Here is a 24714-nt window from a genome sequence, read left to right as displayed (position 1 = left end):
ATTTAAATATCGATGAATGAGCCGTTAAAATACATTGCTTTCGCATAATAACGGCTCAAGATTCCTCTTTCTTTACCAGCCAATTTGATCAGCTTCGGCATATCAGCAGGCGGATAATTGATTGCAAAATCAATCAATACTTTTTCTTTCACCCACTTATTTTTCACTTGATAGAAGAAAGCATTTCGATCACAGTTGATCAATGTCATACTTGGAAGATCGTTACGCATAACTTTTTGGCAGGCAACATATGCCACAAGATATTCCAAACGACCGATTTCTTGGAACAAGTCCTGATAATCTGCATCATTTTCTTTAATTTTTTGGATATACAGCTTTGGTGTAATTTCAATCGCCTTAGACAACTCATCAAACCAATACTTAAAAAAGACATTCTTTGCTGAACTCGCCAATAACCAATTTTCTAAAACTGGGAAATTTGGGCAAGTCGTATTTTTTTTACGGTAGTATGCAAAACTATTGGTTTGATTCTCAGTAACAAGCTGTTGTATCCAATCAAGATTTTCATAAACAATGGTGCTTGCATCCAACCAAATTCCACCGTATTGATAAATGAGGTCAAAACGGATGAGATCAGCCTTTTGCTGAGGTGTCGCATGTGCTAAGCGGCGATAGTCAATGTCGCAAAATTCTTTAACATTATCAGGCGTTAAAAAGTTCACAACATAGTCAGGATTTTTTGTTCTAATATTTTCGACACATTTCTCTACGAACTGTGGTAATACACCCTCCCAGTACATCCAAATGATTTTAGGAATAATGGCATTTTTCTCTGTCGGATTCAGAACAATAATATCTGCATAATTGTCTATGACATCATTCATATCCCGTTTTTTATTCGCATACATCGTATAAAACTTTAAGAGATAGAATAATTTTTTAAAGACTTTCATAAAATTGCTCAGTTTCGAACAGTATTAGGATATCAAATGTTTAAAAGCATAATAACGATCTCGCCACATGCGTTTTTGCTTTTTGAGTCCATGAGAAAAACTACGATTTTCTAGCTCTTTTCGTTTAATGCCTTGCGCCGCAACTGTGCCTAAAATATCACTATCTAATCCTGCTGGTTGAACAAATGGCTGCCACACGCCTAGGCCTTTACCATTTTTACTTAACCAGCTTTGGAAAAAGATATCGACTGGAACTTGCATGGTTTTACCTAAGCGTACAAATTCTTCAGCACCACGTCTAGACCAAATTAAACCTACCCCACGGATCGGAAAATAATAAGCATGCCACAAGTTAAATGTGTCTAGCTGTAAAATATCTTTCGCTAGTTTTTTCTTTTTAGCTGCAATATTAACCACATACCAATCAAGTGCCTTATGCTCATCAAGGTAATTTAATAATGCCTCTACTTTCTGTTTAAAATCAGGCAAGACTTGAATATCATCTTCGAGAACAACAAGATAATCTGCATCGGTCTGCAAGAATTTTTCAGCACAGCCATAATGACTCAGATAACAACCCAACTCTGAACTAATTAAGCTACGCCCTAAAATTTCCTGAGCCTTTGCATCATCATAATTTTTAAACTCGGATAATGCTTTACCACGTCCATCATAAGCAGGAAAACGAGTAAACTCCCAATTTGCTTGTTGCAATTGCTCAGTTGCACTTGCTAAACGTTGATCACTACCGTCTAGATTTATAAGATAAGTAACGACTTTCATTTAATTTTCCTTCGCTTATCCTGCAATAGTCGGTTGGATTTGACTAGGCAAAACTTCTCTAAATTTATCAACAAGTGCATGACGAATACGCAGCTCATCACGCTGTTCTAATTGATCTAAACTTTGAATACAACCAAATTTAATATGTTCGTTAGATAAAGCTTGAATAAAAGGCTCTAAGTCTCGCCCATCTTTCAAATAGGCAATCTCAACATCATCTTTCAAGATCGCTTGATTATTTTGTATAGCCAAATGATTAGATAGCCCTACAGGTAAAATCTGATCAATATTTCTAAATTTAAAGCGAATTTGCTGCTGTAAGAACAAGGGATGTTGTCCAAAATAATTCGCTAAAAGCGCTTTACTTAAAATATGCGGACGATGATGAATTTCATAATAACGACTGAGTCCAACACAGTCTGCACTGAGCATTTGAGCCATAGAGTATTTAGGCTGGGCAATTTTCCCAAACTTATTTTGTACAAATTTTCGCAGTAGGTATTTAACTTTTTTTATGAAATTACTCTGCCAATGACCGTAAATAACCATCTGATCATCAACTAAAAAGTCTTGCTGACGTGACGCTTGATTAAAAAAGAAATCATCATTGAGATAAATAAAGTAATCAGAAATACCAGGAATATTCCACAACATACTTTCGATACTTAATGAATTAAACGTCGGCAAAGCTGACTCATAGCCATTAAAAACTTCACGATGATCAATAATCTTAATCTTTCCAGCTTTACAAAGCCCTTGCTGTTCAAACTGATCCAACCATTTCGGTTGCTGTTGATCAGTGACCACATAAATTGTTCCGCTATAGGGAACAAACTTTAGAATTGAAGCAATGCAAAAATAAATTTCATCATTACTGGCAAAGCGAGTATCTTCTAAAGCATTAGAAGGCTCGGCTTGATTCATGAACTTTCGGCGTTTGTTTTTTAAATTGCTGTCATTACCATCAACCCAAGCAATAACAATATCAATCGCTTGCACGCTATCTTTCATAAATCAAACTCGACCTTTTCCATTATGATTAAGGCTTATTGCCAAGCATCTTTAATCCAGTCCGATGGCAGTACATAGCGATACCACTTACCCCCGCCACCACTGACAGCATCAGGCGGATTAATTTCACCATGGAAAATAATAATTTTAGCATTTTGAGGTTTTACAGGTGGTTTGAAATAAGCCAATGGAATCTTTTGTAAGCAGTGATATTTATAACTTTTACACCAGTCTTTGTTCCAATAACTCAGCTTACCTTCTTTATGCACAAACCAAGAGAGGTACTCTTGTTCATTACGGAATTTTTGGCGAACCTCATCAAAGTGTTCACGGAAATACGGCAGAATTTCAGGGAAAGCACCTAGTTTAAAACGGTAAACTGAACTATTTCCTGTAATACGCCAAGGTCTTTTCCAGTCATGAATCACCAAAAACTCACCTTTTTCTTGGAAGAAACAATCGATGTTATCGACAATCACCACATCCAAGTCTAGAAAAAGCGCATTACCTTTTAAGCCATATAGATCAGGTTCAAAAGTTGAAAGTTTATTCCAACCACGCTCAGGACTACCCTCAGGCAGATCAAGTGATGGAATCGGAAAACATTGGATATTAGGATCAATTCCTTCAGTGCGGTCTGTTAGACAAACCATTTTAAAAGGCAAAGTAAGATGACGTTTAACCATGTTGTATAAACGATTGACATATTCTGCGCCATACTTGGTTCCCCATTTCATGCACAAAATAACATTGTCTTCATGAGTTGCCGAATTTTGTTGAATGTCTACCATCTGCTAACCTTAATGCCTTAGATATTATTTTGCTCAAGCATTTGGTAGCCAAAGCGAAAAAATAATATGCACTGAATGTGAGGCTATCTTAGCATAGACCTTATATTATTTTTTATTATTAATTCGTCAAACCCTTATAGTCTGTCGGTATTTCACCAACAGACGACACAAATAAAAGCTTAATTAATGCCAAACAAATCTCTAGTATAAATTTTTTCCATCACATCACTGAACATCGGCACCATTCGATTTACGATAATCAAATCTGACATTGCTTTAAATTTTTGTAAGCTCGAAATAACAGGATGACCTAGATACTCTTTTACATCCAATGTTGGCTCATAAATCACAACGCGGATTCCCTCATCGGCTAAACCTTGTAGTACATCATGCACAGCAGACTCTCTAAAATTATCAGAATCAGCTTTCATCGTCAGTCGATAGATTCCAACGCAAGAGACTTTTCGGCTTAAAATATCCGCAATAATCGCCTGTTTACGGGTCTGATTTGAGCGAATGATCGCGGAGATTAACTCCTGTGGTGTATCATGATAATTTGCCAACAACTGCTTAGTATCTTTGGGCAAGCAATAGCCACCATAACCAAAGGATGGATTATTGTAATGATCACCAATCCTCGGATCTAATCCAACCCCAGTCGTAATATCCAAGGCACTTAATTTGTTTTTCATGCAGTAGGTATCAAGCTCATTAAAGAAAGCGACACGCATGGCCAAATAAGTATTGGAGAAAAGCTTAATTGCCTCAGCTTCGGTAGAATCCACACACAATAACACGGCATTCTTTTCTACCGTCGCTTTCAAATATAACTTGGCAATCTTTTCAGCACGTTTTGACTTTTCGCCCACAATAATTCGCGAAGGATATAAGTTGTCTTGTAAGGCTTGCCCTTCCCTTAAAAATTCTGGGGAGAAAATGAGGTTTTTGAGCTTTAACTTTTTAGAAATCTCTTTGGTATAACAAACGGGCACCGTCGATTTGATAATCATCAACGCCTTTGGATTTATTTTTTGGATATCATCAATGACCGCTTCAATACTAGAGGTATCAAAATAATTGGTTTCAGGATTATAGTTAGTGGGTGTTGCGATGATAATGAGTTTTGCATTTTGATAAGCAAATTCTTTATCACATGTAGCCTCAACACTGGCTTCAGTTAAGTAGTTTTGAATACATGTATCACTGATAGGTGACACTTTTTGGTTAATGCTCTTTACCCGAGTTTTATCTATATCTAGTACAATCACATCATGTTGTTTGGAAAATAATAAGGCATTCGATAGACCTACATAACCCGCACCAACGACAGTAATTTTCATTCGATCTCTATTTTTTTATTCGACTTAGAGACACCGTAATCAACTAAAATGAAAGATTGATGATGGTTTAATTGCAATCTTTTGACAAACCAGCAATAAAAAAGCGAAGCCTAGGCTTCGCTTTTTTCAAGATTTAAGTCACTTATTTGATATAAGTCAACCAATCTGCATATTTATCATTACGACCTTGAACAGCATCAAAGAATGTTTTTTGAATTACTGTTGTAATCGGACCACGAGAACCGCAACCAATTTCACGGTCATCATATTCACGGATAGGCGTAACTTCAGCAGCCGTACCTGTAAAGAATGCTTCATCAGCAATATAGAATTCGTCACGCGTAATACGACGCTCAACGACTTCATAACCAAGATCTTTGGCAATCGTAATCACTGTTTGGCGGGTAATCCCCTCAAGTGCACCACCTGCCAAATCTGGAGTATGTAATACGCCATCTTTGATCAAGAATACGTTTTCGCCAGCACCTTGGCAGACAAAACCTTGTGGATCAAGCAACATCGCTTCATCATAACCCGCACGAGCAACTTCTTGGTGAGCCAAGATCGATACTGTATAGTTACCACATGCTTTTGCTTTACACATCGTCACGTTCGGGTGATGGTGCGTAAACGAAGATGTTTTAACGCGAATGCCACGAGCCATCGCTTCTTCACCAAGGTAAGCACCCCAGCCCCATGCAGCAACAGCAGCATGAACAGTATTTTCAGTTGCAGCGATACCTAATTTTTCAGAACCAATCCAAATCAAAGGACGTAGGTAGCAAGAAGCTAACTTATTTTCACGCACGACATCAATTTGTGCTTGTTCTAAAGTCGCTTGATCAAATGGAACATTCATTTGATAAATTTTTGCAGAATTTAATAAGCGCTTAGTATGATCTTGTAAGCGGAAGATTGCTGTTCCATTTGGGGTTTCATAAGCACGGACGCCTTCAAAAACACCCATACTGTAATGCAGAGTATGTGTTAAGACGTGAATTTTTGCATCACGCCAATCAACCATTTTTCCATCTTGCCAAATAAAACCATCACGATCAGCCAAATTCACGGCGCATACTCCAAACTTTTACTACACAATCATTCACTATCCAATGCAATTGTTGCGCTTGGATCAATTAACCTTTGCCATAACTTGCAAACGATCTCGCGGGTATCGTGCCAGTCCGCAGCATTAACTTGCATGGATTGATTTGCAAGTGCTAAACGGTGGCTCTCAGCTCGTTCACGGAGATAAGCATGTATCAATGCTGAGGCATCTTCACTTGATAAGCAGCCTGCTTGAGCAGCATCTTCTAAAATTCTTACATTGTCGGAAAAATGGGCGAGATCAGGATTCGTCCCACTCCATGCAAGCACTGCATACTGTGCCATAAATTCAATGTCAACGATACCACCTGAGTCCTGTTTTAAATGAAAAATCCCATGTTTTTTTTGTTCAGAAGATGAACCCAAATGATCTTTCATTTTCTGGCGCATTTTTAATACTTCTTCACGAACTTCATTTTCATCACGGACTTGTGTCAGGATCTGACAGCGAACTTCTTCAAACTGCTGGCAAAGCGTTGTCTCACCTGCGATTGAACGTGCCCGAACAAGAGCTTGATGCTCCCACAACCAAGCACTTTTTTGTTGATACTGCTCATATGCTTTTAGACTGGTCACCAACATTCCCGCCTCTCCTGACGGCCTTAAACGTGTATCAATTTCGTACACACGACCATCTAAGGTTTGGGTTGTCATGAGTGACATGAATTTCTGTGCAACACGGATCGCAAACTCAGCACTACTGATGCTCTTTCGACCATCCGTTTCAGCTTGTTCTTCAAAAGCATGAATGAAGACTAAATCCAAATCTGAGCCATAACCCAATTCAATTCCACCGAGCTTGCCATAGCCAATCACAGCAAAGCCTTTCGCATCCAAGCTACAACGTGCTCCTGTCGTACTTACAGGATAGCCATGTCGCTGTGCAACAGATTCATAGGCCAAATTTAAAGTCGCCTGCACACTCACTTCAGCAATATCTGTTAGCGCATCAGACACTTTCATCAATGGGCTTTCTGCAAGTACATCGCTCGCCGCGACAGTCAGCACATTACTCTTCTTAAATAAGCGGAGTACACGCATCTGATCTTCGACTTGATCAATTTCAATACGAAGTAATTGCTGACGTAAAGAATCTTCTAAATCCTGCCGTTGAGGTAATCCGAAATCCATCGACAAAAACTCATCCAGCAACACAGGATATTGCGCCAATTCTTCGCAAATCCAAGGACTTACCGTTGCCATTTTCACTAGACGCTGTAAAGCCCCCCGACTTTCCATTAGCATGACCAGATATACCGTTCGACGCAGCACGGATTCAACTAATGGCATCAATCGTAGCAAAGCCATTTGCGGTTGGTCCGACTGTAAAATCGCCTCAATCAAATGCGGCCAGAACTTTTTCAATCGTTCTAAAGCACTAGCAGGAATTTTCCTTAATGCTTGTCCATGCCAAAAGTTTTGAATGAGATTCTTTGCATCGTCATCTAGTACAGCATCTAATTTCTGTTCAAGTTTTACAAAATCATCAATCGGTTCTGAAAATTCTTTTTCTTGAATTAATTGCTTAAACTGTACTGTGACTTTGTCTCGCTTCTGATTCAACAAGTTAATGAAAGCAGTCCAATCCTGAAAACCAAGCGTATCCAACATGCGCTGCCTTAACTCAGGCTCAGTTGGTAATGATTGTGTTTGCTGATCATTCAGGGCTTGAATTGCATGCTCAACACGTCTTAAAAAAAGATAAGCGTCTTCCAAATCATCAACGGATTGTTGGTCTAAAAGTTCCGCTTCACCTAAATGATGCAAATTCGCTAAACATTGACGATCTTGTAATTCACGCTTTGAGCCACCATAAATCAACTGAAAAACCTGCACAATAAACTCGATTTCGCGAATACCGCCTGCACCGAGTTTAATATCGTCCTCAATATTACGACGCATGACCTCTCGTTCGATCATGGCTTTCATTTCACGCATCGCAGCAAATGCTGAATAATCTACATAACGGCGAAACACAAACGGACGTGCCATTTCCATCAAGTCAGCACCTGCTTTACCGCCAGTGATAACCCTTGCCTTGATCCAAGCATAGCGTTCCCATTCACGTCCATGCTGGCTCAAATATTTTTCTAAACCCATATAGCTAATCGCAAGCGCAGAACCATCGCCCCAAGGACGCAAGCGCATATCTACACGAAATACAAAACCATCTGCGGTAATATGGTCGAGTAAATAGATCAGTTTCTGCCCCCATAAAATACAGAACTGTTGTACATCTATGCATTTTCGACCATTGGTCTCGCCTTGTTCATCGAAGGCAAAAATGAGATCAATATCACTTGAAAGATTAAGTTCTTGTGCACCTAATTTCCCCATCCCGATAACAATCAGGTCTTGAACTTTCCCCTCATAACTGATTGGTTCTCCATGCTTGGCAACAAGTGGGATACGTGCAAATGCTTTTGCGGCACAAATGCTCGCATCGGCAAAATCAGATAATTCACGGGTTAAGGTCACCACATCGGTAAGCTGGTTAGCATCCTGCCAAATCCAACGAAACATCAAACGCGCTCTTAGGATACGTAGCGCTTTCATCCATACCTGTTCATCATTGATCTCTGCAACAGTTTCTTGGACTTTTTGATGGATGCTTTGTGTAGACAACGAGCAAAGAAATTGATCTTCTGAATAATCTTGTTCTAGTTGTGACTGGTATAGGTTTAAAACTTGTTCTGCATACTGACTTGCAACTAAGGTTTTTTGTAGCTGTTCCGCATTCATATAAAAAGGCTCTACCGATGTCATCTCATCGTGTTTAGTTATATCAGTTACAAGCTTATGTTTAAAATCTCTTTAGGCTAATTTTGCTTTACTTTTACGTTGATCTGTACATAAATCAACGTGTTCACGCTCTGCAGGCAATGTCACTTTAAATGTTGTCCCTTCACCATCCTTAGAAACCACATGAATCTCACCATGATTGAGTTCTACAAAACGCTTACACAAAGACAAACCTAAACCAGCACCTTTCTCGCCAGCTGTACCTTTGAAACTCATGGTGATACGTGGTTGAAATAGATTTTGTATTTGCTCATCGGTCATGCCCAAACCCGAATCTTTTACGCTAATCTCGACCATTTCACCTTTATTTTGGGCTTGGATGTAAACTTTTCCAGAACCATCAATATCCGTAAATTTCAACGCATTTGACACAAGATTTTGAATCAAAGAAGTGATCATATTCATATCAGCATAGACTTTTAGGTTTTCATCTACTTGATTAATCAGTTGAATATTTTTCTTCAAAGCTAAGGTTTTTAAAATATCCGTCACAATATCGGTGATCTGTCGTAATTTAAAATTAATTGGGTGATAAACAAAACGCCCACCTTCAGCCATCGCCCAATTCAACAAACTTTCCAATAAGTTGTAAGTGGACTGTGATGTGTCATAGAGGTAGTCAGCAATATTTTGAATACTAGACTCATCCAAAGTTTCGCGTTCTTTGGCTAAAATTTCAGAGAAGCCCAAGAGACCATGAAATGGTGCACGTAAATCATGGGAAATGATCGAGAAAAACTTAGTTTTACTAAAATTTAATGCAGATTCTTGTTCATATAATTCTTTTAATTCATCATGATTCAGTTTTAACTCGAGCTGTTGCATAAAGTTTTTGCAATGTTCTTGAAGAAGTTGTTTTTGCGTTTCAGTAAATTCCAATACTTTTGTATCGAGTAGAATGAGATAACCTAAAGATGTTTGGTCGGAATGTCGCAAATGTACTGCGATAGCTGATTCTGCCTTGCATTTCAACGCATTGAGAAAACCAATCAATGTTGGATATTGTGAATGTGAATGGTCAATCAGATCATCGTTGACAAATAACGTATTTAAACTTTTTGTGATTTTTGCGGTATCAATTGCTTTTAATTTTTCTGAACAGCGATGCCATAAATAAGGTTCTTGGTGAAAGGCAAGTAAAGCTGTGCCAGTCTGCATCAACTTGCGGTTAAATTGTAAGAATTGTTCAAGCGTGTTTTGGTCTGAGTTAAGCCCCATAGAAAGAGATAGTTTACAAGCACTTAGCTTTTCGGCTTGCTGTAATTCTAATAATTGAATAGCCATGCACGCCTCTCGAATATTATCGTTATACCATTACTTACGTTTTATTTAAAAAAAATGAGAAAACTATCACTTAGTATTAACAAACTTTAACAAAAAACGCAATTGTAGAATCAATCAATTCGCAACAAAACGTGAAATTTCATTAAATTTTAACTTAGATAAAATCCCAACAGATAAGCTAATCTCTAGGTACATGCTGTACTTTTAAATCATCATAAATCTCAATCAATGCATCTACACTCAAAAATAGTAATCCAGAAATTAAAGCCACAAATATTCCAATAACTAACGAGACTATAGTCCCAGCTAAAAGTACCCAAGCATCAACTTGCAATGTTACCAACCCTAATTTATTCATTAAAAAAACCAATAAATTATTCGACTCAATAATTATCATGGATGAAAAATAGCATCCAACCAAAACCCATCTTTTCTTTTTATAACTCTGTTTTGAAGATTTTGCCGTTAAAGCTATTTTTCCATCATCCAAAGTTGTATCTACCATATGACGGGCAGTGACCAACTTCTTGATCATGATGAAAAATCTTTGGGGATATTCTTTAATTACATAATCTACTTCAAGATAACTCACCTTTTCAGAACATACTAATGCCTGTGCGGCACAATCTTTTTCGATCTTTTCTTTATCTTTTCCATAATAATTTTCGATATATTCAGTTACAGCTGTTAGCCTCTCTAAATAAAATTTTCTTCGATGAGTAAATCTTTTTGCTTTATCTAACCAAACAAATAGCGGCACTATAGCTAAAAAAATTGGCAATGCTTTTATTATTAGATCTAACACTTCTCCCCCTTTTTTGTTGAACTATAGATTCTTATTGAGAAATATATTTAATTTACAGGTTATAAATATTAAAAAAACCCCAAGCCTTTAATACCAGCTTGGGGTCTTTGAATCTTGGTCCCGAGGGTCGGACTCGAACCGACACGTCATCTCTGACAGCGGATTTTGAGTCCGCCGCGTCTACCAATTTCACCACCTCGGGAAGAGTGCGATGCTTTGTGTTGCGTATCATAACCTGTTTGATTTTATTGTCAAACCCCATCTACCACTTATTGCTCACTTTTAAATCATTCAGATATTTTTCTATCAATAAATATCTAGCTCAGCGAGAAAACTTAAAAAAGACTATACTACGTGCAATTTTTGCAATGTTTTAGATGTATGCAACTCTCCGACTTTTCTTTTGATCTTCCAGATGAACTTATTGCTCGCTATCCTCTAGATAGCCGTAGTGCATCACGCCTACTCCATATCGATGCAAACGGTCAGTATCACGACCACGCGTTTACCGATATTTTAGATCTATTGGAAGATGGAGACTTACTCGTACTCAATGATACAAAGGTCATGAAAGCACGATTAAAAGGAAAACGTGCTACAGGTGGTGCGATCGAAGTCCTCGTTGAACGTATGTTGGATACGCATACAGCGCATTGCCATATTAAATCGAGCAACTCACCCAAAGCTGGTGCAGAACTTTATATTGGTGAAGATGCTGTTCCTGTAGCCGTACAAGGCCGCCATGAAAACTTATTTGTCGTTAAGTTTTCGCAACCTATTTTATCTGTACTTGATCAATATGGACAGTTACCGATTCCACCATATTTCAATCGTGAAGCTGAAGACATTGATACTGAACGCTATCAAACGGTTTTTCACGATCCTGAAAAAATTGCTAGTGTTGCAGCACCAACAGCAAGTTTGCACTTTGACCAAGATTTATTAGAAAAACTAGCTGCAAAAGGCGTGCAAAAAACATTTGTGACTTTACATGTTGGCGCAGGTACATTTATGCCTGTGCGCACGACTGACATTACCAATCACATTATGCATAGTGAATGGTGCGATGTACCACAAGCAACGATTGATTTGATTTTAGAAACCAAAGCCCGTGGAAATAAAGTGATTGCTGTAGGCACAACAGCAACTCGTGCCTTAGAGAGTGCTGCACAAGCAAATCAAGGACAAATTGCCGCTTGGACTGGTGATACGCAAATTTTTATTTACCCAGGCTATCAGTTCTGCATCGTGGATCGTTTGATTACCAACTTCCATTTACCAGAATCGACCTTATTGATGTTGGTTTCAGCTTTGTCGAATCGCGACAATATTCTAGCGGCTTATAAACATGCAGTTGAGCAACGTTATCGTTTCTTTAGTTATGGCGATGCGATGTTGGTTGATCAAGTAAAATTTTAAGAAGTTGTGCTTTAGCGATAAAAAACCAATTATAAATTTGCAAAAATAAATTTCATAAAATTCACATCTTATCTAGCTTTCTAAGATTGGGAGCTAGATAAGTCTAGTGAAATAATTATGTTATTCCGGAATAAATACGATGAGTTTTATAGATCAACAAATAAAAGAACAACGTGATCACAATAAGCAAACACGCCAGAATATAAAAACGGTAAAGGCTTTATTAGAGACTAAACCGCCAATAGATGTTCTGCTTCAACAATTAAGAAACATGTCGAATCAAACACTTTATATAAATAATAGTTTGACAGTAAATACAGTCATTATGGGGCTCATTACTCTTTGTATAGGTATTATTTTTACATCATTTTCAATCTGGGCAATATCCTTAATCCTATTCGCATTTTGCATGTTACTTTTTGGCTATTCAGTGTATACCCCATCCACAGAGTTAAATGCTCTATTCGATGAACTCAACAATTATTGCTTAGAAAATAAATACAATTTCAAATTTTACTCTGAACAGGATTTGGAACAGCACAAACACATTGAAACAAACTTTCCTCTTTTTAAGTTAGGTAGTCAAAAAAATAATATCCATTTTCTATTTAATGGTCAGTGGCATATTCAAGAGCACACATATGCCTACTCTGTTTTTGATTATCAATATGTCAATCGAGAAATGGTTCGGGTTGCAAAAGACAAATGGGAACTCAAAGATGTACAGCGTTGTTTGTGGGGAATCTTTCTAGAAAACTTTCCTGTAAGAGGTATAAGCATCTCTACCCAGCAGAAAAAACTATGTCGCTTGGGTGTTGAATGGCAATCAAGCGATATACGCTTTAATCAAAGCTTTCAACAAAGTGGTATTGACGAATTTGAACTTGCACGCTTTCTAAGTCCTGAACGTTTACTATACTTAGAGAAAATATTGCATCAGTTTTCTGGGGACTTTTATGTACATCCTAAAACAGCAACACTATGTTGGATATGTGATGTAGATTTATCTCAAATAGAATCTGATCTATATCAAGTTAACACGGTTGCTGATTTGGCTGACCAACTAGCTAAAATCCGTATGCCAAACTTTGAAAAATTTGCTGATGCACTTAAACATCTAATCATTGAAACTCCACGACGAAGTAGCAGATTCAGAAGTGATATTTATAAAGTATCGTCCTCATCATCATACTCTTCAAACGCGTAAATAAATGATAGATCATCAATGAATTAGCTGAACAATAAAAACAACTCCATATACTCTAATGAATTCGCCAAGTATAAAAAGCACGATTAAGACACTTCTTAGTTTCTGAAATTTAAAGCATAATCTAAATCATACAGATTTATTATAATGAACCGACTAATCCCATGCCGATCGACACAGTACAAGAAGCCTTACATATCAGACGTAAAAAAAATGCACAGGTTTTTCGAAATATTGCTCGACTTTGGGAAGCTGGGCAAACGTCTCATAGTGATCAAGAGCTATTAGATAAATTACATCCTTGGCGAGAAGATCATAGTCTACGTTTTTTTAATGTACTCCCCTATTTATTAGCCATGACCAGTATTAGCACTTTAGTTTTTGGCTTTTTTCTCCATCCACATATCCAATTTATATGGAGCTTTTTAGGTGCATTCCTCACAGGATTTCTAGCCTATCTGCTTTATGAATCGCAACAACCGCTCAGACAAGTGATTCATTATCTTGAACAACGAATGATTGATTTACGCTATGGATTAAAGTTTCAACAACTTCCAGCATACCTTCCAATCCAAGCACAACCGATATTGGTTATCAGTCGATTAAAGCAATACTTCCCACTTTTCAATCGTGGGGATAAATCAAATGAAATCACCTATTACGCCTCTACAACATGGAATGATGGTGAAATTGAACATCAAGTCTTGGTATTTAAATATCAATACGTCAGTGAAATGCCTATTTTTCAGGATGGCAATACTGATAAAAAAATCGTAAAAGAAATTGAAAAGGACTTATGGGGTGCATTCATTTTTCAAATGCCAGCACTCGGTATTGCTGTAAGCAATCAACGCTCGCGATTCTTTGAACCGTATAATTGTTCTTGGCAAAGTAGCGATATTTTAATTAATCGAAAAATCAATATTTTTGGATGCGACCAACATCAACTCGCAAGGGAGGTTAGTCCTAGTATGACGCTAAAGTTAAATGATTTTTTTCAACATTTTAGTGGTGATTTAATTTATCATCATCAAGAGAAAATTCTTTGCTATGTGGGTGAACAAGACCTCTTTCAAACCACAAGTAAACGAGATGAGATTCATGATATTCCAGCGTTGCGTGGTCATTTACGCACTATGACCATGCCCCAATATCAAAAATTTCAGCAACACATGCTTAACTTAATTCGCTAAATCCATTTCACTGTTTTCAACACAGTTGCTCTCTTTTCAAAAGAGCGGATTTATAGCAATAACAATAAGGAGAACGACAATGATGGGCCTGCTCATTTTCTTGGGGATTTTTGTTATATTGATTGTGTGGGGCATCAATATTCGCAATACGATTGTGCGTTACTTCAATGCCACTAAACGAGCTTGGTCAGAAGTCGCTAACTTTGAACGCCAAAAAGTAAAAACTTTAGAGGCTTTGGAAGCAACCTTGGCGCAATACACTCAGTTTGAAAAATCAACCTTAGAAAAAGTTACAGAGCTTCGTCAACAAATCTTGAACTTGAATGTCAATGATACGGATATTTCTCAACTACAAAGCATCGAAAAAATGAGTAAAGAACTCATCCGTAGCCTCAACGTCGTTGTAGAAAATTATCCAGAGTTAAAAGCTGATGCGCTTTACAGCAAAATGATGGATGACATTCAAGAGCAAAACGAAAATGTTGGTGCTGCGATTACGATCTTTAACCGTAATGTTGAGTTATTCAACAACCACATCCAAGTTTTCCCAAACAACCTGATCAATACACTGACATTATCGAAGAAAGAAATTCGCCCATTTCGGGATAATCTTGCGACTGAGAATTTTGACTATAAACCAAATTTTTAAACTCAAGTCCAATCATTTTAAAGCCAATTTAAGTCTCCACTTGAATTGGCTTTTTTATTTTTTGGTTATGGCTACATTTAGTAGTAGAACTAGACACCATAATCAAGGAAAATAGCCGTTTTTGATCAGCGAACTGTTTTTTCGCCTTGATGGATTGGTGTCATGCAATTTGAAAAATTAGGTCAGTCGGGGCGCGCCCGTCGTGGTCGACTCACTTTAGAACATGGTGTTGTTGAAACACCAGTATTTATGCCCGTTGGTACTTACGGTACTGTAAAAGGCATGTTGCCTCGTGATATTGAAGAGATTCAAGCACAAATTATTTTGGGTAACACCTTCCATTTGTATTTACGCCCTGGCTTAGAAGTCATCAAAGAGCACGGCGGTCTGCACGAGTTTATCAAATGGGATAAACCGATTCTGACTGACTCAGGCGGCTTCCAAGTATTCAGCTTAGGCGCGATGCGTAAAATCAAAGAAGAAGGTGTAACTTTCCGCTCTCCTATCGATGGTTCAAAAGTGTTCTTATCTCCAGAAATATCAATGGAGATCCAACACGTACTCAATTCAGACATCGTGATGATTTTTGATGAATGTACACCTTATCCCGCCACCCATGAAGAAGCACAAAAATCATTGCAGCTTTCTTTACGTTGGGCGAAACGCTGTAAAACACATCACCATGATGAGCTGAACAACAAAAATGCGTTATTTGGCATTATCCAAGGTGGGATGTATGAAGATTTACGCGATGAGTCGCTCAAAGGTCTTTTAGAGGTTGGATTTGATGGCTATGCGATTGGTGGCTTATCTGTTGGTGAACCAAAAGAGGAAATGATCAAGGTTCTTGATTATTTACCGAATAAAATGCCACATGACAAACCACGTTATTTGATGGGTGTAGGTAAGCCCGAAGATATCGTAGAAGCAGTACGTCGTGGCGTCGATATGTTCGACTGTGTGATGCCAACTCGTAACGCACGTAATGGTCATTATTTTGTCACCGATGGTCTGGTAAGAATTCGTAATAGTAAATATCGCCATGATAAAGGGCCTTTAGACCCACATTGTGATTGCTACACTTGTAAAAACTTTACGCGTGCCTATTTATATCATTTAGAGAAGTGCGGTGAGATGCTGGCATCTATGCTCGGCACAATCCATAACTTGCGTTATTACCAACGCCTTACACAAGGTATGCGTGATGCATTGGACAATGGCACTTTTGATGAATATGTTCAGGACTTTTATACTCGTCGTGGATTAGAAGTTCCACCTTGCCCTGAAGATTGATGCATCAAGATTTGCGCCTAAACGCAAGACAAGGTACATTGCAAAACGAATTGGAATTTATTGTTAATTTTTTCGCTTTTATTTGATTAGGAAATTAAAATGAGCTTTTTCATTTCTACCGCTCACGCCGCTCCTGCAGCTGCACAAGGTCCAAGCTTAATGGCTAACATATTGATGATTGCTGTTTTCGTTGCAATCTTCTACTTCTTGATCTGGAGACCTCAAGCGAAACGCGCTAAAGAACACCGCTCTTTAGTTGAAAGTTTAGGCGTAGGCAGTGAAATCGTTTTTGCTGGTGGTTTAATGGGTAGAATCACTAAAATTGATGGTGATTTCGCTGTTGTTGAACTCAGCCGTGGTGTTGATGTAAAAATCCAACGTGCAAGTGTTATTTCAGTACTTCCTGAAGGCACTCTAAATAACCTTTAATCATAAAATAGTCGTGCCTTAGCACGACTTTTTCATTTAAGAAGAAAACGAATGCGTTACCCTGCATGGAAATATTTACTGATCCTCGTTGTTCTTGTGGTCAGTACGTTATATGCACTTCCTAGTTTGTATCCAGATGAACCTGCCGTCCAAATTTCAGGGGCAAAAGCAGGGACTCAGATTGATCAAACTGTGGTGCAAAAAGCTGAGCAGATTTTAAAAACTGCCAACATTAGCAGTCATGATAATAGCTTCACCAATAATGCGGCTTTATTACGTTTGGACACAACTGAGTCACAGTTAAAAGCGAAAGAAGTGTTACGCCGTGATTTAGGTGATGACTACGTGGTTGCTCTCAACCTTGCGCCAACTACACCTGAATGGCTGCAAAAGATTGGGGCTAAGCCGATGAAACTCGGTTTGGACTTACGTGGTGGTGTACATTTCTTGCTCGAAGTCGACATGGATAAAGCGATTAGTCAACGTTTAGAAACGTCTGCGACTGATCTGCGTCGTCAATTTCGTGATAACAAAATCAAATTTAACAATCTTGCTTTAAACAATAACACCATTACGGTTCAATTTGCAGATAGCGCTGATCGTGATGCTGCAGCTGACTTCTTACGTCGTAACGGTAATGAGTTCACTCAGCAATCAGTTGCAACAGCAAATGGAGCGACATTAAGACTGACTTACTCAGATGCACGTCGTCAAGAAATTCAATCTTATGCAGTCAACCAGAACTTAACGACTTTACGTAACCGTATTAATGAACTCGGTGTTGCAGAAGCCTTAGTCCAAACTCAAGGTAATAACCGTATTGTGGTTGAACTACCGGGTGTTCAAGATACTGCTGAAGCAAAACGTGTCTTAGGTCGTACTGCAAACTTAGAGTTCCGTTTAGTTTCTGATAGTAATGATCAATATATTGATCCATATTCTGGAAAATATAATGGTCAACCACTCCCTCCGGGTACTGAAGTTTTTGCTTATGAATCTTTAGACAGTGGTCGCCAACTGCTTTTAAATCGTAACCGTATCTTAACGGGTGAGCGCGTCCAAAATGCAAGCTCTGGCTTTAGCCAAGACTCTGGTGGTGCTGAGGTAAATATTACCTTAGACAGCGCTGGCGGTAAGCTGATGGCTGATGCGACACGTAATGCAGTTGGTAAACGCATGGCTGTTTTGTTTATTGAGAATAAACAAAAGATTAGCTATGTGAATGATCCACAAACTGGTACTCAAACTGAAGTTCGTACACCTTATACAGAATCTGTCGTGATTAATGCGGCAACGATTCAAGCAGTATTGGGTTCACAATTCCGAATCACGGGTCTTGACTCACCTCAAGAAGCAGCAGAACTAGCATTAATGTTACGTGCGGGTGCTTTAGCTGCACCAATGTACTTCGTTGAAGAGCGCGTAGTTGGCCCTAGTCTAGGTCAAGAAAACATTGATAAGGGTGTTCTTTCAACGCAAATCGGTTTCTTACTGGTTGCGATCTGGATGGTTGTGTTCTTCCGTGTATTTGGTTTGATCGCAAACTTTGCATTGGTATTTAACCTTGCAATGATTCTTACAGTAATGTCGTGGATTGGCTCTTCCCTCACCCTTCCGGGTATTGCGGGTATCGTGATTACCATTGGTATGGCCGTCGATGCAAACGTATTGATCTGTGAGCGGATACGAGAAGAGATTCTATGGGGCGCCTCGCCTAAACAGGCGATTGTCGCGGGTTATGATCGAGCCTATAACACTATTTTTGACTCGAACTTAACCACATTCCTTGTTGCATTCATCTTGTTTGCAATCGGTACTGGCCCAATTAAAGGCTTCGCTGTGACCCTCATGATCGGTATCGTCTGTTCAATGTTTACGGCGATTACAGTGACTCGTGCAATTGTACAAATCATTTATGGCAAACGTCGTGATTTGAAGAAGTTGAGCATTTAAGGAGATTGATATGACGAATCTGACTCAACAAGACTCAAAACAATACGGTCGTCCAGATGATTTAAAAATCATCCCTTTCATGAAGATTGCTAAACCAGCTGCAATCTTCTCGATCTTACTGACGATTGCTAGTATCTTCTTTATCGTAACGAAAGGTTTGAACTTAGGTTTGGACTTTACTGGTGGTATCTCTGCTGAATTGAACTACAAACAAGCAGTTCAACCAAGTCAAATTGTTCAAGCCTTGGATAAAGCAGGCTTTAAAGATGCGGTTGTACAAACGCTAGGAAGTAACACTGACCTGATCGTTCGTATGCCTGTTCAAGAAGATCTGCAAGTTGAAGACTTGAGTAATGCAATCACTACAGCTGTCCAACTACCAAACAATACCGTTGAAGTACATAAAGTCGATGCGGTGGGTGGTGCAGTCGGTAACGAGCTTTATGTTCGTTCAGCGGGTGCAGTTGCACTAGCATTACTTTTAATGCTGGTTTACGTCACTATTCGCTTTGAGTTTAAACTCGCGATGGGTGCTGTGATGTCGTTATTCCACGATATCATCCTTATCCTTGGTGCATTTGCTTTATTCCAATGGTCATTTGACTTAACCGTACTTGCTGCAGTTTTAGCAATTATTGGCTTCTCACTTAACGATAACATCGTTGTATCGGATCGTATTCGTGAGAACTTCCGTAAGATCCGTGGCGCTACACCAACAGAAATTGTGGATATTGCGTTAACTGAGACTTTACGCCGTACGATTCACACCTCTATGACATTATTACTCGTCGTACTTGCAATGTTCTTCATTGGTGGTGATGGTCTACACTGGTTCTCTTTAGCTATGATTATCGGGGTATTTGTCGGTACTTATTCTTCGATTTATATCGGTACTGCATTTGCTTTATGGCGTGGCTTGAACCGTCAAGACTTCATTGTACAAGTTAAACCTGAATTTGATGAAGAAGAGATTCCTTAAATCTAAACTTTATGATGATTCAAAAAATGCCAGCTTAATGCTGGCGTTTTTGTATTTTAGCTTAGCTAAATTTTTTATATTGAGACTTCTGGAAAACGGCTTAACTTATAACTTTTCCAAAGGATAATCATAATCTCCCCATTTACTCGTTTTAATGCCTAAGTGATGTAAGCTTTCAATCAATTTTACGGCAGCACGTACACCGTCAATAATTGGAATTTCCAACTCTGCACTGACCTGATCTGCCATTTCCGCCATTCCTCCACAGCCTAAAACAATTGCACCAATATCATCATTCATTTTAGCTTGTTGACAACTTTCTAATAATTTTTCATAAGCAATTTGCTTATCATTTTCCAACGCCAATACAGGTAAATCAATACAACGAATCTTTTCACATTTCCTTTCAAATCCATACTGATGCAGTAAATGCTCAGCAATAATTTTTGTTCGAGGTAAAGTTGTCACTATCGAAAATTTTGTTGCAATCAAACTCGCCATATGAAATGCAGCTTCAGCGATTCCAATCACAGGCGCATGCGCCAATTCTCTAGCCGCATGTAAAGCTGGATCACCAAAACAAGCAATAATATGCCCATCGACTTGCTGCTCTTTTCCTTGCTTGATTAGCTCCAATATACCGATTGCCGATATTGCTTCGTCATAATGTCCCTCAATCGAAGGAACACCCTCCTCTGGAGATTGAGCAATAATTTCGCTATCAGCAAATGCGACCTGACAAGCAGCTTCACCAATCGCCTGTGTCATTTTGATACTGGTATTCGGATTAATAATTTGGATTCGGGTTGATTTTCCCATTTATGCACATTTTTAAGCCACAAAATAAATTCGATCATATTTCAATACAACTGGTCTGAACAGATAAAAATTAATAAAATTTATAAAGCAATATTTATCAATTAATTAAAAATTAAAATCTATAAAAAAATAATTTTGGCTCAATTTTCGCATAACTGGTCTGAACTGTTGTTTATTTTTGAAGACCAGCTATGAACTATAATGCAAACTATAGTCCTAAACTTTCTAATGAAGATCTCGTACCAGCTAAGCAAAACTGGACTTGGTATAATATTTTCTCCTTCTGGATGTCTGATGTACACAGTATGGGAGGCTACGTTGTTGCGGCGAGTTTATTTTCACTGGGTCTTGCTAGCTGGCAAGTTCTACTCGCATTGCTAATTGGCATCATGATCGTTCAAATTGCGGCGAATCTCGTTGCAAAACCGAGTCAAATCTCAGGTGTGCCTTATGCTGTGATTTCACGTCAAGCTTTCGGAATTTACGGTGCGAACATCCCAGCCCTCATTCGAGGTTTGATCGCAGTTTCATGGTACGGTATTCAAACTTGGTTAGCCTCTAATGCTCTCATGATGGTTCTATTGAAATTTTACCCTTCCTTACATCCATTCGCATTGACCGAGTTTGCTGGTTTAAGCACAATTGGATGGATTTGCTTTGCTTTCATGTGGATTTTACAAGCCTTGGTTTTCTGGAAAGGAATGGAAACCATCAAAGTATTCATCGACTGGGCTGGACCAATGGTCTATGTCGTAATGTTGGCACTCGCTTTATGGCTCGTCTGGAAAGCTGGTTGGCATAATATTTCCTTTAACCTCAGTGATAAACAACTCACTTTAAACCAACAGATAATGCAAACTATTGTCGCGATTGCCCTAGTTGTCTCCTATTTTTCAGGGCCATTATTAAATTTTGGTGATTTTTCTCGTTATGGCAAAGACATGAAACAGGTCAAACAAGGGAACTTTTGGGGACTTCCGTTCAACTTCATTTTCTTCGCTATTATTGTGGTAATGATCGTTTCAGGAACATTTAGTGTTTTCGGTAAAATGGTACATGATCCATTGGAGACCGTCGCAATGATGGATAGTGGTCTTGTCATTGTATTAGGCTTATTGACTGTATTAACTGCAACAATTGGAATCAATATCGTTGCCAATTTTGTTTCAGCGGGTTTTGACTTTTCAAATCTTGCCCCCCGTTATCTCAACTTTCGTAGAGCAGGCATGATTGCAGCGGTGGGTTCCATCTTCATCACGCCTTGGAATTTATTTAATTCACCTGAACTAATCCACTACACACTTGATACGCTTGCTGCTTTTATCGGCCCTCTTTTTGGCATCTTGCTGACTGACTTCTATTTTATTCACAAACAAAATGTAGTTGTCGATGACCTATTTAACGATAAGCCGACAGGTCATTATTACTACCAAAAAGGGATTAATAGAAAAGCAGTCATTGCATTGATAACATCTGTCAGTATTGGTCTGATGTTGGTTCTTATCCCGAGTTTACAATTCTTGGCACCATTTAATTGGTTTATCGGCGTACTGTTTGGCGGGACTTTTTACTATACAATTTCTCGAGAAACGGTAAGCGCGAAAGTGAAAAAGTTTGCTTAATATGCAAGGCTAAAGAAATGGATAAGCCATTAGTTTTCGGATTAATGGTTCTAGTTTCTAATCTTGTTTGATTTTAATTTGTGGAAACTGAAATCCTCGACATGATGGCTCTGCACGCCAAGCCACTGTTACCACAATATTCTGATTTAAAATAAAATTTTGATATGCAAATGTTCCAATTATCGGATGAGTACACATTCCTCCATTTTGTTCAGGATGAACTTGTGTATTCAAACTATTTAAATCCAAACGAATACCCAAACCAGACGCTTTTAATATCGCTTCCTTGGTTGTCCAAACCTTAAACCAATATTCCCTGTCTTGTCCTTGCTGTTGCCAAGTTTTGTATTCATCTATATGAAAGGCATGTTGTGCAAAGGCATCAAATCTTATTTTCCGCCCTAATTCTTCAACATCTACACCAATATCTTTCACCTGTTGACTCATGACCAAAGCATAATATTCATGGCTATGCGAATGATTAAAGTGCAAATGGTGAGATGATAAAAATGGCTTACCATGCTCATGCTTAGAAAATACGAGTGTGTTCTTATCACAATTCAATTGCTTTGCTAAAATCTGATTACGATACGACTGAATCTGTTCTTTTTTATAAACATTAAAATCACGAAAGCTAGGAAAGTCTGATTTAGTTTGAGTTAAAAGTTGAGCCAAAGCATGTATATGCAACTGAATCTCACGTGTCATCATTGGCTCTCCCTATCTATTAAAAAGCCCAAAGCAGAGTTTGGGCTTTTTGCTTCAAGATTAGCTTAACGCTTGTATTTCTTTTCTGCTTTTTTAAATTTCTGAACATAACGGCGCTTACGTGCAGCAACGCGTTCATCCACTTGTGATTTACGTCCTTCAAATGGGTTTTCTGACGTTTTAAAGTCAATACGGACTGGTGTGCCCTCAAGCTTGTACACTTTGCGGAATACATTTTCTAAATAACGACGATAATCCGCTGGAGTCTTATCGACCTTGTTGCCATGAATTACGATGGTTGGTGGATTTTGTCCGCCCATATGCGCATAACGCATTTTAATACGACGGCCACTGATCATTGGTGGCTGGTGAGCCTCTGTCGCATCACTTAAAATCTGAGTCAGTTTCGCAGGAGAAACTTTTAGATTTGCAGATTCATAAGCACGGTGAATCGATGGATAAAGCTCGCCCACACCCGTACCATGTAATGCCGAAATCAAATGGATTTTCGCCCATGGAATAAAGTCAAAACGACGTTCCACATCAAGTTTACATTGCTTACGATCATACTCGGTCATGTTGTCCCATTTGTTGATCGCAATCACCATGGCACGCCCTGCTTCAAGCGCGTAGCCAATCAAATGTAAATCTTGCTCAACAATACCTTCACGAGCGTCAACCACCACTACAACGACATGCGCATCTTTCATTGCTTGTAGTGTTTTAACGATCGAGAATTTCTCGATCATTTCATCGACCTTACCTTTACGACGAACACCCGCAGTATCAATCAATGTATATTGACGACCATCACGCTCATAAGGAATATAAATTGAGTCACGGGTTGTACCAGGTTGGTCAAATGCAACCACACGTTCTTCACCAAGTAAACGGTTGACTAAGGTTGATTTACCTACGTTAGGACGACCAATAATCGCTAAGCGTAAACCTGTATTTTTATTATGTTCATCTGGGTTTTCATCTTCTGGAACCTCTGCTAATACTTCTTCAAGCATTTGCTGTACACCACGCCCGTGGCTCGCAGCAACCTGCATTGGCTCACCCATACCAAGTTTATAGAACTCGACTAAGGCAGCTTCAGCGTGAACACCATCTACTTTGTTTGCAACTAAATATACTTTCTTACCTAAGGTACGAAGTTCACGTGCAATTTGCTCATCTGAAGCCAATAAACCTGCGCGTGCATCAACAACAAAAACGATAATATCGGCTTCATGAATCGCTGTTTTTGACTGCTCAGCCATGTACGAATCAATACCACCTTCGCTCTCACCGATACCGCCAGTGTCAACAACGATAAAAGATTTATTTTGATAAACCGCGTCACCATATTTGCGGTCACGAGTTAAACCAGCGAAGTCAGCAACCAAAGCATCACGACTTTTTGTGATTTGGTTAAATAGCGTTGATTTTCCGACGTTTGGACGACCAATGAGCGCAATAACGGGTTTCATAAATTAACCTTAATTCAGACGAGCCACGCTAGATGACATCGTATCAGAAATAGTATGGAAGATTTTGGTGATCACAGATCACAATAAAAATTCGGGGTTTTGTCTAAACAAATACCCCGATCATTCTTTTG

Annotated in this window: 21 protein-coding genes and 1 tRNA gene; 9 read left to right on the top strand and 13 right to left on the bottom strand. The window is 38.7% G+C overall.

Translation table 11 applies throughout. The annotated features are described in order from the left end of the window. Positions 1-2: 2 nt before the first annotated feature. The 10 genes from IO68_RS30785 to IO68_RS30740 form a co-directional block, all read right to left on the bottom strand. Positions 3-914: a glycosyltransferase family 32 protein gene (locus IO68_RS30785; RefSeq protein WP_023014064.1), complete on the bottom strand. Its 912-nt coding sequence runs from the start codon at positions 912-914 to the stop codon at positions 3-5. A gap of 24 nt (positions 915-938) precedes the next feature. Continuing rightward, positions 939-1697 carry a glycosyltransferase family 25 protein gene (locus IO68_RS30780; RefSeq protein WP_023014063.1) on the bottom strand — a complete coding sequence of 253 codons (759 nt, stop codon included), beginning with the start codon at positions 1695-1697 and terminating at the stop codon, positions 939-941. A gap of 15 nt (positions 1698-1712) precedes the next feature. Further along, positions 1713-2708 carry a Stealth CR1 domain-containing protein gene (locus tag IO68_RS30775; protein WP_023014062.1) on the bottom strand — a complete coding sequence of 332 codons (996 nt, stop codon included), beginning with the start codon at positions 2706-2708 and terminating at the stop codon, positions 1713-1715. Between the two features lie 35 nt (positions 2709-2743). Then, positions 2744-3499 carry a hypothetical protein gene (locus tag IO68_RS30770; RefSeq protein WP_004877331.1) on the bottom strand — a complete coding sequence of 252 codons (756 nt, stop codon included), beginning with the start codon at positions 3497-3499 and terminating at the stop codon, positions 2744-2746. 179 nt (positions 3500-3678) lie between these two features. Continuing rightward, on the bottom strand, positions 3679-4839 hold the full coding sequence (locus IO68_RS30765; RefSeq protein ID WP_023014061.1) for a nucleotide sugar dehydrogenase: 1161 nt from the start codon (positions 4837-4839) through the stop codon (positions 3679-3681). 142 nt (positions 4840-4981) lie between these two features. After that, positions 4982-5908 carry a branched-chain amino acid transaminase gene (locus IO68_RS30760; RefSeq protein ID WP_004877335.1) on the bottom strand — a complete coding sequence of 309 codons (927 nt, stop codon included), beginning with the start codon at positions 5906-5908 and terminating at the stop codon, positions 4982-4984. Between the two features lie 29 nt (positions 5909-5937). Beyond that, a complete protein-coding gene (glnE, locus tag IO68_RS30755) occupies positions 5938-8688 on the bottom strand; it encodes a bifunctional [glutamate--ammonia ligase]-adenylyl-L-tyrosine phosphorylase/[glutamate--ammonia-ligase] adenylyltransferase (RefSeq protein ID WP_023014060.1) in 2751 nt (916 codons plus the stop codon). Positions 8689-8760: 72 nt separating this feature from the next. After that, on the bottom strand, positions 8761-10032 hold the full coding sequence (locus IO68_RS30750) for a sensor histidine kinase (RefSeq protein WP_023014059.1): 1272 nt from the start codon (positions 10030-10032) through the stop codon (positions 8761-8763). A gap of 178 nt (positions 10033-10210) precedes the next feature. Next, the gene (locus tag IO68_RS30745; RefSeq protein WP_023014058.1) at positions 10211-10837 is read right to left on the bottom strand and encodes a hypothetical protein; all 627 of its coding nucleotides are present in this window, start codon (positions 10835-10837) and stop codon (positions 10211-10213) included. Between the two features lie 115 nt (positions 10838-10952). Beyond that, positions 10953-11039: transfer RNA gene (locus tag IO68_RS30740), tRNA-Leu, on the bottom strand. Positions 11040-11218: 179 nt separating this feature from the next. On the opposite strand from IO68_RS30740, the gene queA reads away from it, so the two are divergent. The 8 genes from queA to secF all read left to right on the top strand — a co-directional run bounded on the left by queA (position 11219) and on the right by secF (position 19959). After that, positions 11219-12256, top strand: coding sequence for a tRNA preQ1(34) S-adenosylmethionine ribosyltransferase-isomerase QueA (queA, locus tag IO68_RS30735; RefSeq protein ID WP_007482668.1), 1038 nt, complete (start codon positions 11219-11221; stop codon positions 12254-12256). A gap of 139 nt (positions 12257-12395) precedes the next feature. Then, positions 12396-13463 carry a hypothetical protein gene (locus tag IO68_RS30730; protein ID WP_023014057.1) on the top strand — a complete coding sequence of 356 codons (1068 nt, stop codon included), beginning with the start codon at positions 12396-12398 and terminating at the stop codon, positions 13461-13463. Between the two features lie 164 nt (positions 13464-13627). Further along, a complete protein-coding gene (locus IO68_RS30725; RefSeq protein ID WP_023014056.1) occupies positions 13628-14656 on the top strand; it encodes a membrane protein in 1029 nt (342 codons plus the stop codon). A gap of 79 nt (positions 14657-14735) precedes the next feature. Continuing rightward, entirely contained in the window at positions 14736-15305 is a 570-nt protein-coding gene (locus IO68_RS30720) for a LemA family protein (protein ID WP_019383705.1), read from the top strand. A 162-nt stretch (positions 15306-15467) separates the two neighbouring features. After that, entirely contained in the window at positions 15468-16598 is a 1131-nt protein-coding gene (gene tgt / locus IO68_RS30715; protein ID WP_023014055.1) for a tRNA guanosine(34) transglycosylase Tgt, read from the top strand. 99 nt (positions 16599-16697) lie between these two features. Further along, on the top strand, positions 16698-17027 hold the full coding sequence (gene yajC, locus IO68_RS30710; RefSeq protein ID WP_004877347.1) for a preprotein translocase subunit YajC: 330 nt from the start codon (positions 16698-16700) through the stop codon (positions 17025-17027). A gap of 51 nt (positions 17028-17078) precedes the next feature. Then, complete coding sequence (gene secD / locus IO68_RS30705) at positions 17079-18980, top strand: protein translocase subunit SecD (protein ID WP_004877349.1); 1902 nt, start codon at positions 17079-17081, stop codon at positions 18978-18980. Between the two features lie 10 nt (positions 18981-18990). Next, a complete protein-coding gene (secF, locus tag IO68_RS30700) occupies positions 18991-19959 on the top strand; it encodes a protein translocase subunit SecF (RefSeq protein ID WP_004877351.1) in 969 nt (322 codons plus the stop codon). A 105-nt stretch (positions 19960-20064) separates the two neighbouring features. On the opposite strand, the gene IO68_RS30695 is transcribed toward secF, so the two are convergent. Further along, the gene (locus IO68_RS30695; protein WP_004877353.1) at positions 20065-20778 is read right to left on the bottom strand and encodes an aspartate/glutamate racemase family protein; all 714 of its coding nucleotides are present in this window, start codon (positions 20776-20778) and stop codon (positions 20065-20067) included. Positions 20779-20969: 191 nt separating this feature from the next. Here IO68_RS30695 and IO68_RS30690 point away from each other — a divergent pair, with 191 nt between their 5' ends. Next, positions 20970-22400, top strand: a complete 1431-nt coding sequence (locus tag IO68_RS30690; protein ID WP_023014054.1) for an NCS1 family nucleobase:cation symporter-1 — start codon at positions 20970-20972, stop codon at positions 22398-22400. Between the two features lie 57 nt (positions 22401-22457). Here the strand turns inward: IO68_RS30690 and IO68_RS30685 are convergent, their stop codons facing one another. Both IO68_RS30685 and der read right to left on the bottom strand, forming a co-directional pair. Then, the gene (locus IO68_RS30685) at positions 22458-23111 is read right to left on the bottom strand and encodes a 4'-phosphopantetheinyl transferase family protein (RefSeq protein ID WP_023014053.1); all 654 of its coding nucleotides are present in this window, start codon (positions 23109-23111) and stop codon (positions 22458-22460) included. 62 nt (positions 23112-23173) lie between these two features. Further along, positions 23174-24583 carry a ribosome biogenesis GTPase Der gene (gene der, locus IO68_RS30680; protein ID WP_004877392.1) on the bottom strand — a complete coding sequence of 470 codons (1410 nt, stop codon included), beginning with the start codon at positions 24581-24583 and terminating at the stop codon, positions 23174-23176. Positions 24584-24714 lie beyond the last annotated feature (131 nt).

It is taken from the genome of Acinetobacter sp. COS3, from assembly GCF_000475335.1.
Taxonomy (GTDB): Bacteria; Pseudomonadota; Gammaproteobacteria; order Pseudomonadales; family Moraxellaceae; genus Acinetobacter; species Acinetobacter venetianus.
Note: the sequence above shows the minus strand (reverse complement) of the source record. Positions and strands in the feature narration are given on the sequence as shown.

What these genes read in the sequence shown, in the direction of transcription:
- IO68_RS30785 (WP_023014064.1), bottom strand. Translation starts at nt 914, where the DNA reads ATGAAAGTCTTTAAAAAATTATTCTATCTCTTAAAGTTTTATACGATG.
- IO68_RS30780 (WP_023014063.1), bottom strand. Translation starts at nt 1,697, where the DNA reads ATGAAAGTCGTTACTTATCTTATAAATCTAGACGGTAGTGATCAACGT.
- IO68_RS30775 (WP_023014062.1), bottom strand. Translation starts at nt 2,708, where the DNA reads ATGAAAGATAGCGTGCAAGCGATTGATATTGTTATTGCTTGGGTTGAT.
- IO68_RS30770 (WP_004877331.1), bottom strand. Translation starts at nt 3,499, where the DNA reads ATGGTAGACATTCAACAAAATTCGGCAACTCATGAAGACAATGTTATT.
- IO68_RS30765 (WP_023014061.1), bottom strand. Translation starts at nt 4,839, where the DNA reads ATGAAAATTACTGTCGTTGGTGCGGGTTATGTAGGTCTATCGAATGCC.
- glnE (WP_023014060.1), bottom strand. Translation starts at nt 8,688, where the DNA reads ATGAATGCGGAACAGCTACAAAAAACCTTAGTTGCAAGTCAGTATGCA.
- IO68_RS30750 (WP_023014059.1), bottom strand. Translation starts at nt 10,032, where the DNA reads ATGGCTATTCAATTATTAGAATTACAGCAAGCCGAAAAGCTAAGTGCT.
- queA (WP_007482668.1), top strand. Translation starts at nt 11,219, where the DNA reads ATGCAACTCTCCGACTTTTCTTTTGATCTTCCAGATGAACTTATTGCT.
- IO68_RS30730 (WP_023014057.1), top strand. Translation starts at nt 12,396, where the DNA reads ATGAGTTTTATAGATCAACAAATAAAAGAACAACGTGATCACAATAAG.
- IO68_RS30725 (WP_023014056.1), top strand. Translation starts at nt 13,628, where the DNA reads ATGCCGATCGACACAGTACAAGAAGCCTTACATATCAGACGTAAAAAA.
- IO68_RS30720 (WP_019383705.1), top strand. Translation starts at nt 14,736, where the DNA reads ATGATGGGCCTGCTCATTTTCTTGGGGATTTTTGTTATATTGATTGTG.
- tgt (WP_023014055.1), top strand. Translation starts at nt 15,468, where the DNA reads ATGCAATTTGAAAAATTAGGTCAGTCGGGGCGCGCCCGTCGTGGTCGA.
- yajC (WP_004877347.1), top strand. Translation starts at nt 16,698, where the DNA reads ATGAGCTTTTTCATTTCTACCGCTCACGCCGCTCCTGCAGCTGCACAA.
- secD (WP_004877349.1), top strand. Translation starts at nt 17,079, where the DNA reads ATGCGTTACCCTGCATGGAAATATTTACTGATCCTCGTTGTTCTTGTG.
- secF (WP_004877351.1), top strand. Translation starts at nt 18,991, where the DNA reads ATGACGAATCTGACTCAACAAGACTCAAAACAATACGGTCGTCCAGAT.
- IO68_RS30695 (WP_004877353.1), bottom strand. Translation starts at nt 20,778, where the DNA reads ATGGGAAAATCAACCCGAATCCAAATTATTAATCCGAATACCAGTATC.
- IO68_RS30690 (WP_023014054.1), top strand. Translation starts at nt 20,970, where the DNA reads ATGAACTATAATGCAAACTATAGTCCTAAACTTTCTAATGAAGATCTC.
- IO68_RS30685 (WP_023014053.1), bottom strand. Translation starts at nt 23,111, where the DNA reads ATGATGACACGTGAGATTCAGTTGCATATACATGCTTTGGCTCAACTT.
- der (WP_004877392.1), bottom strand. Translation starts at nt 24,583, where the DNA reads ATGAAACCCGTTATTGCGCTCATTGGTCGTCCAAACGTCGGAAAATCA.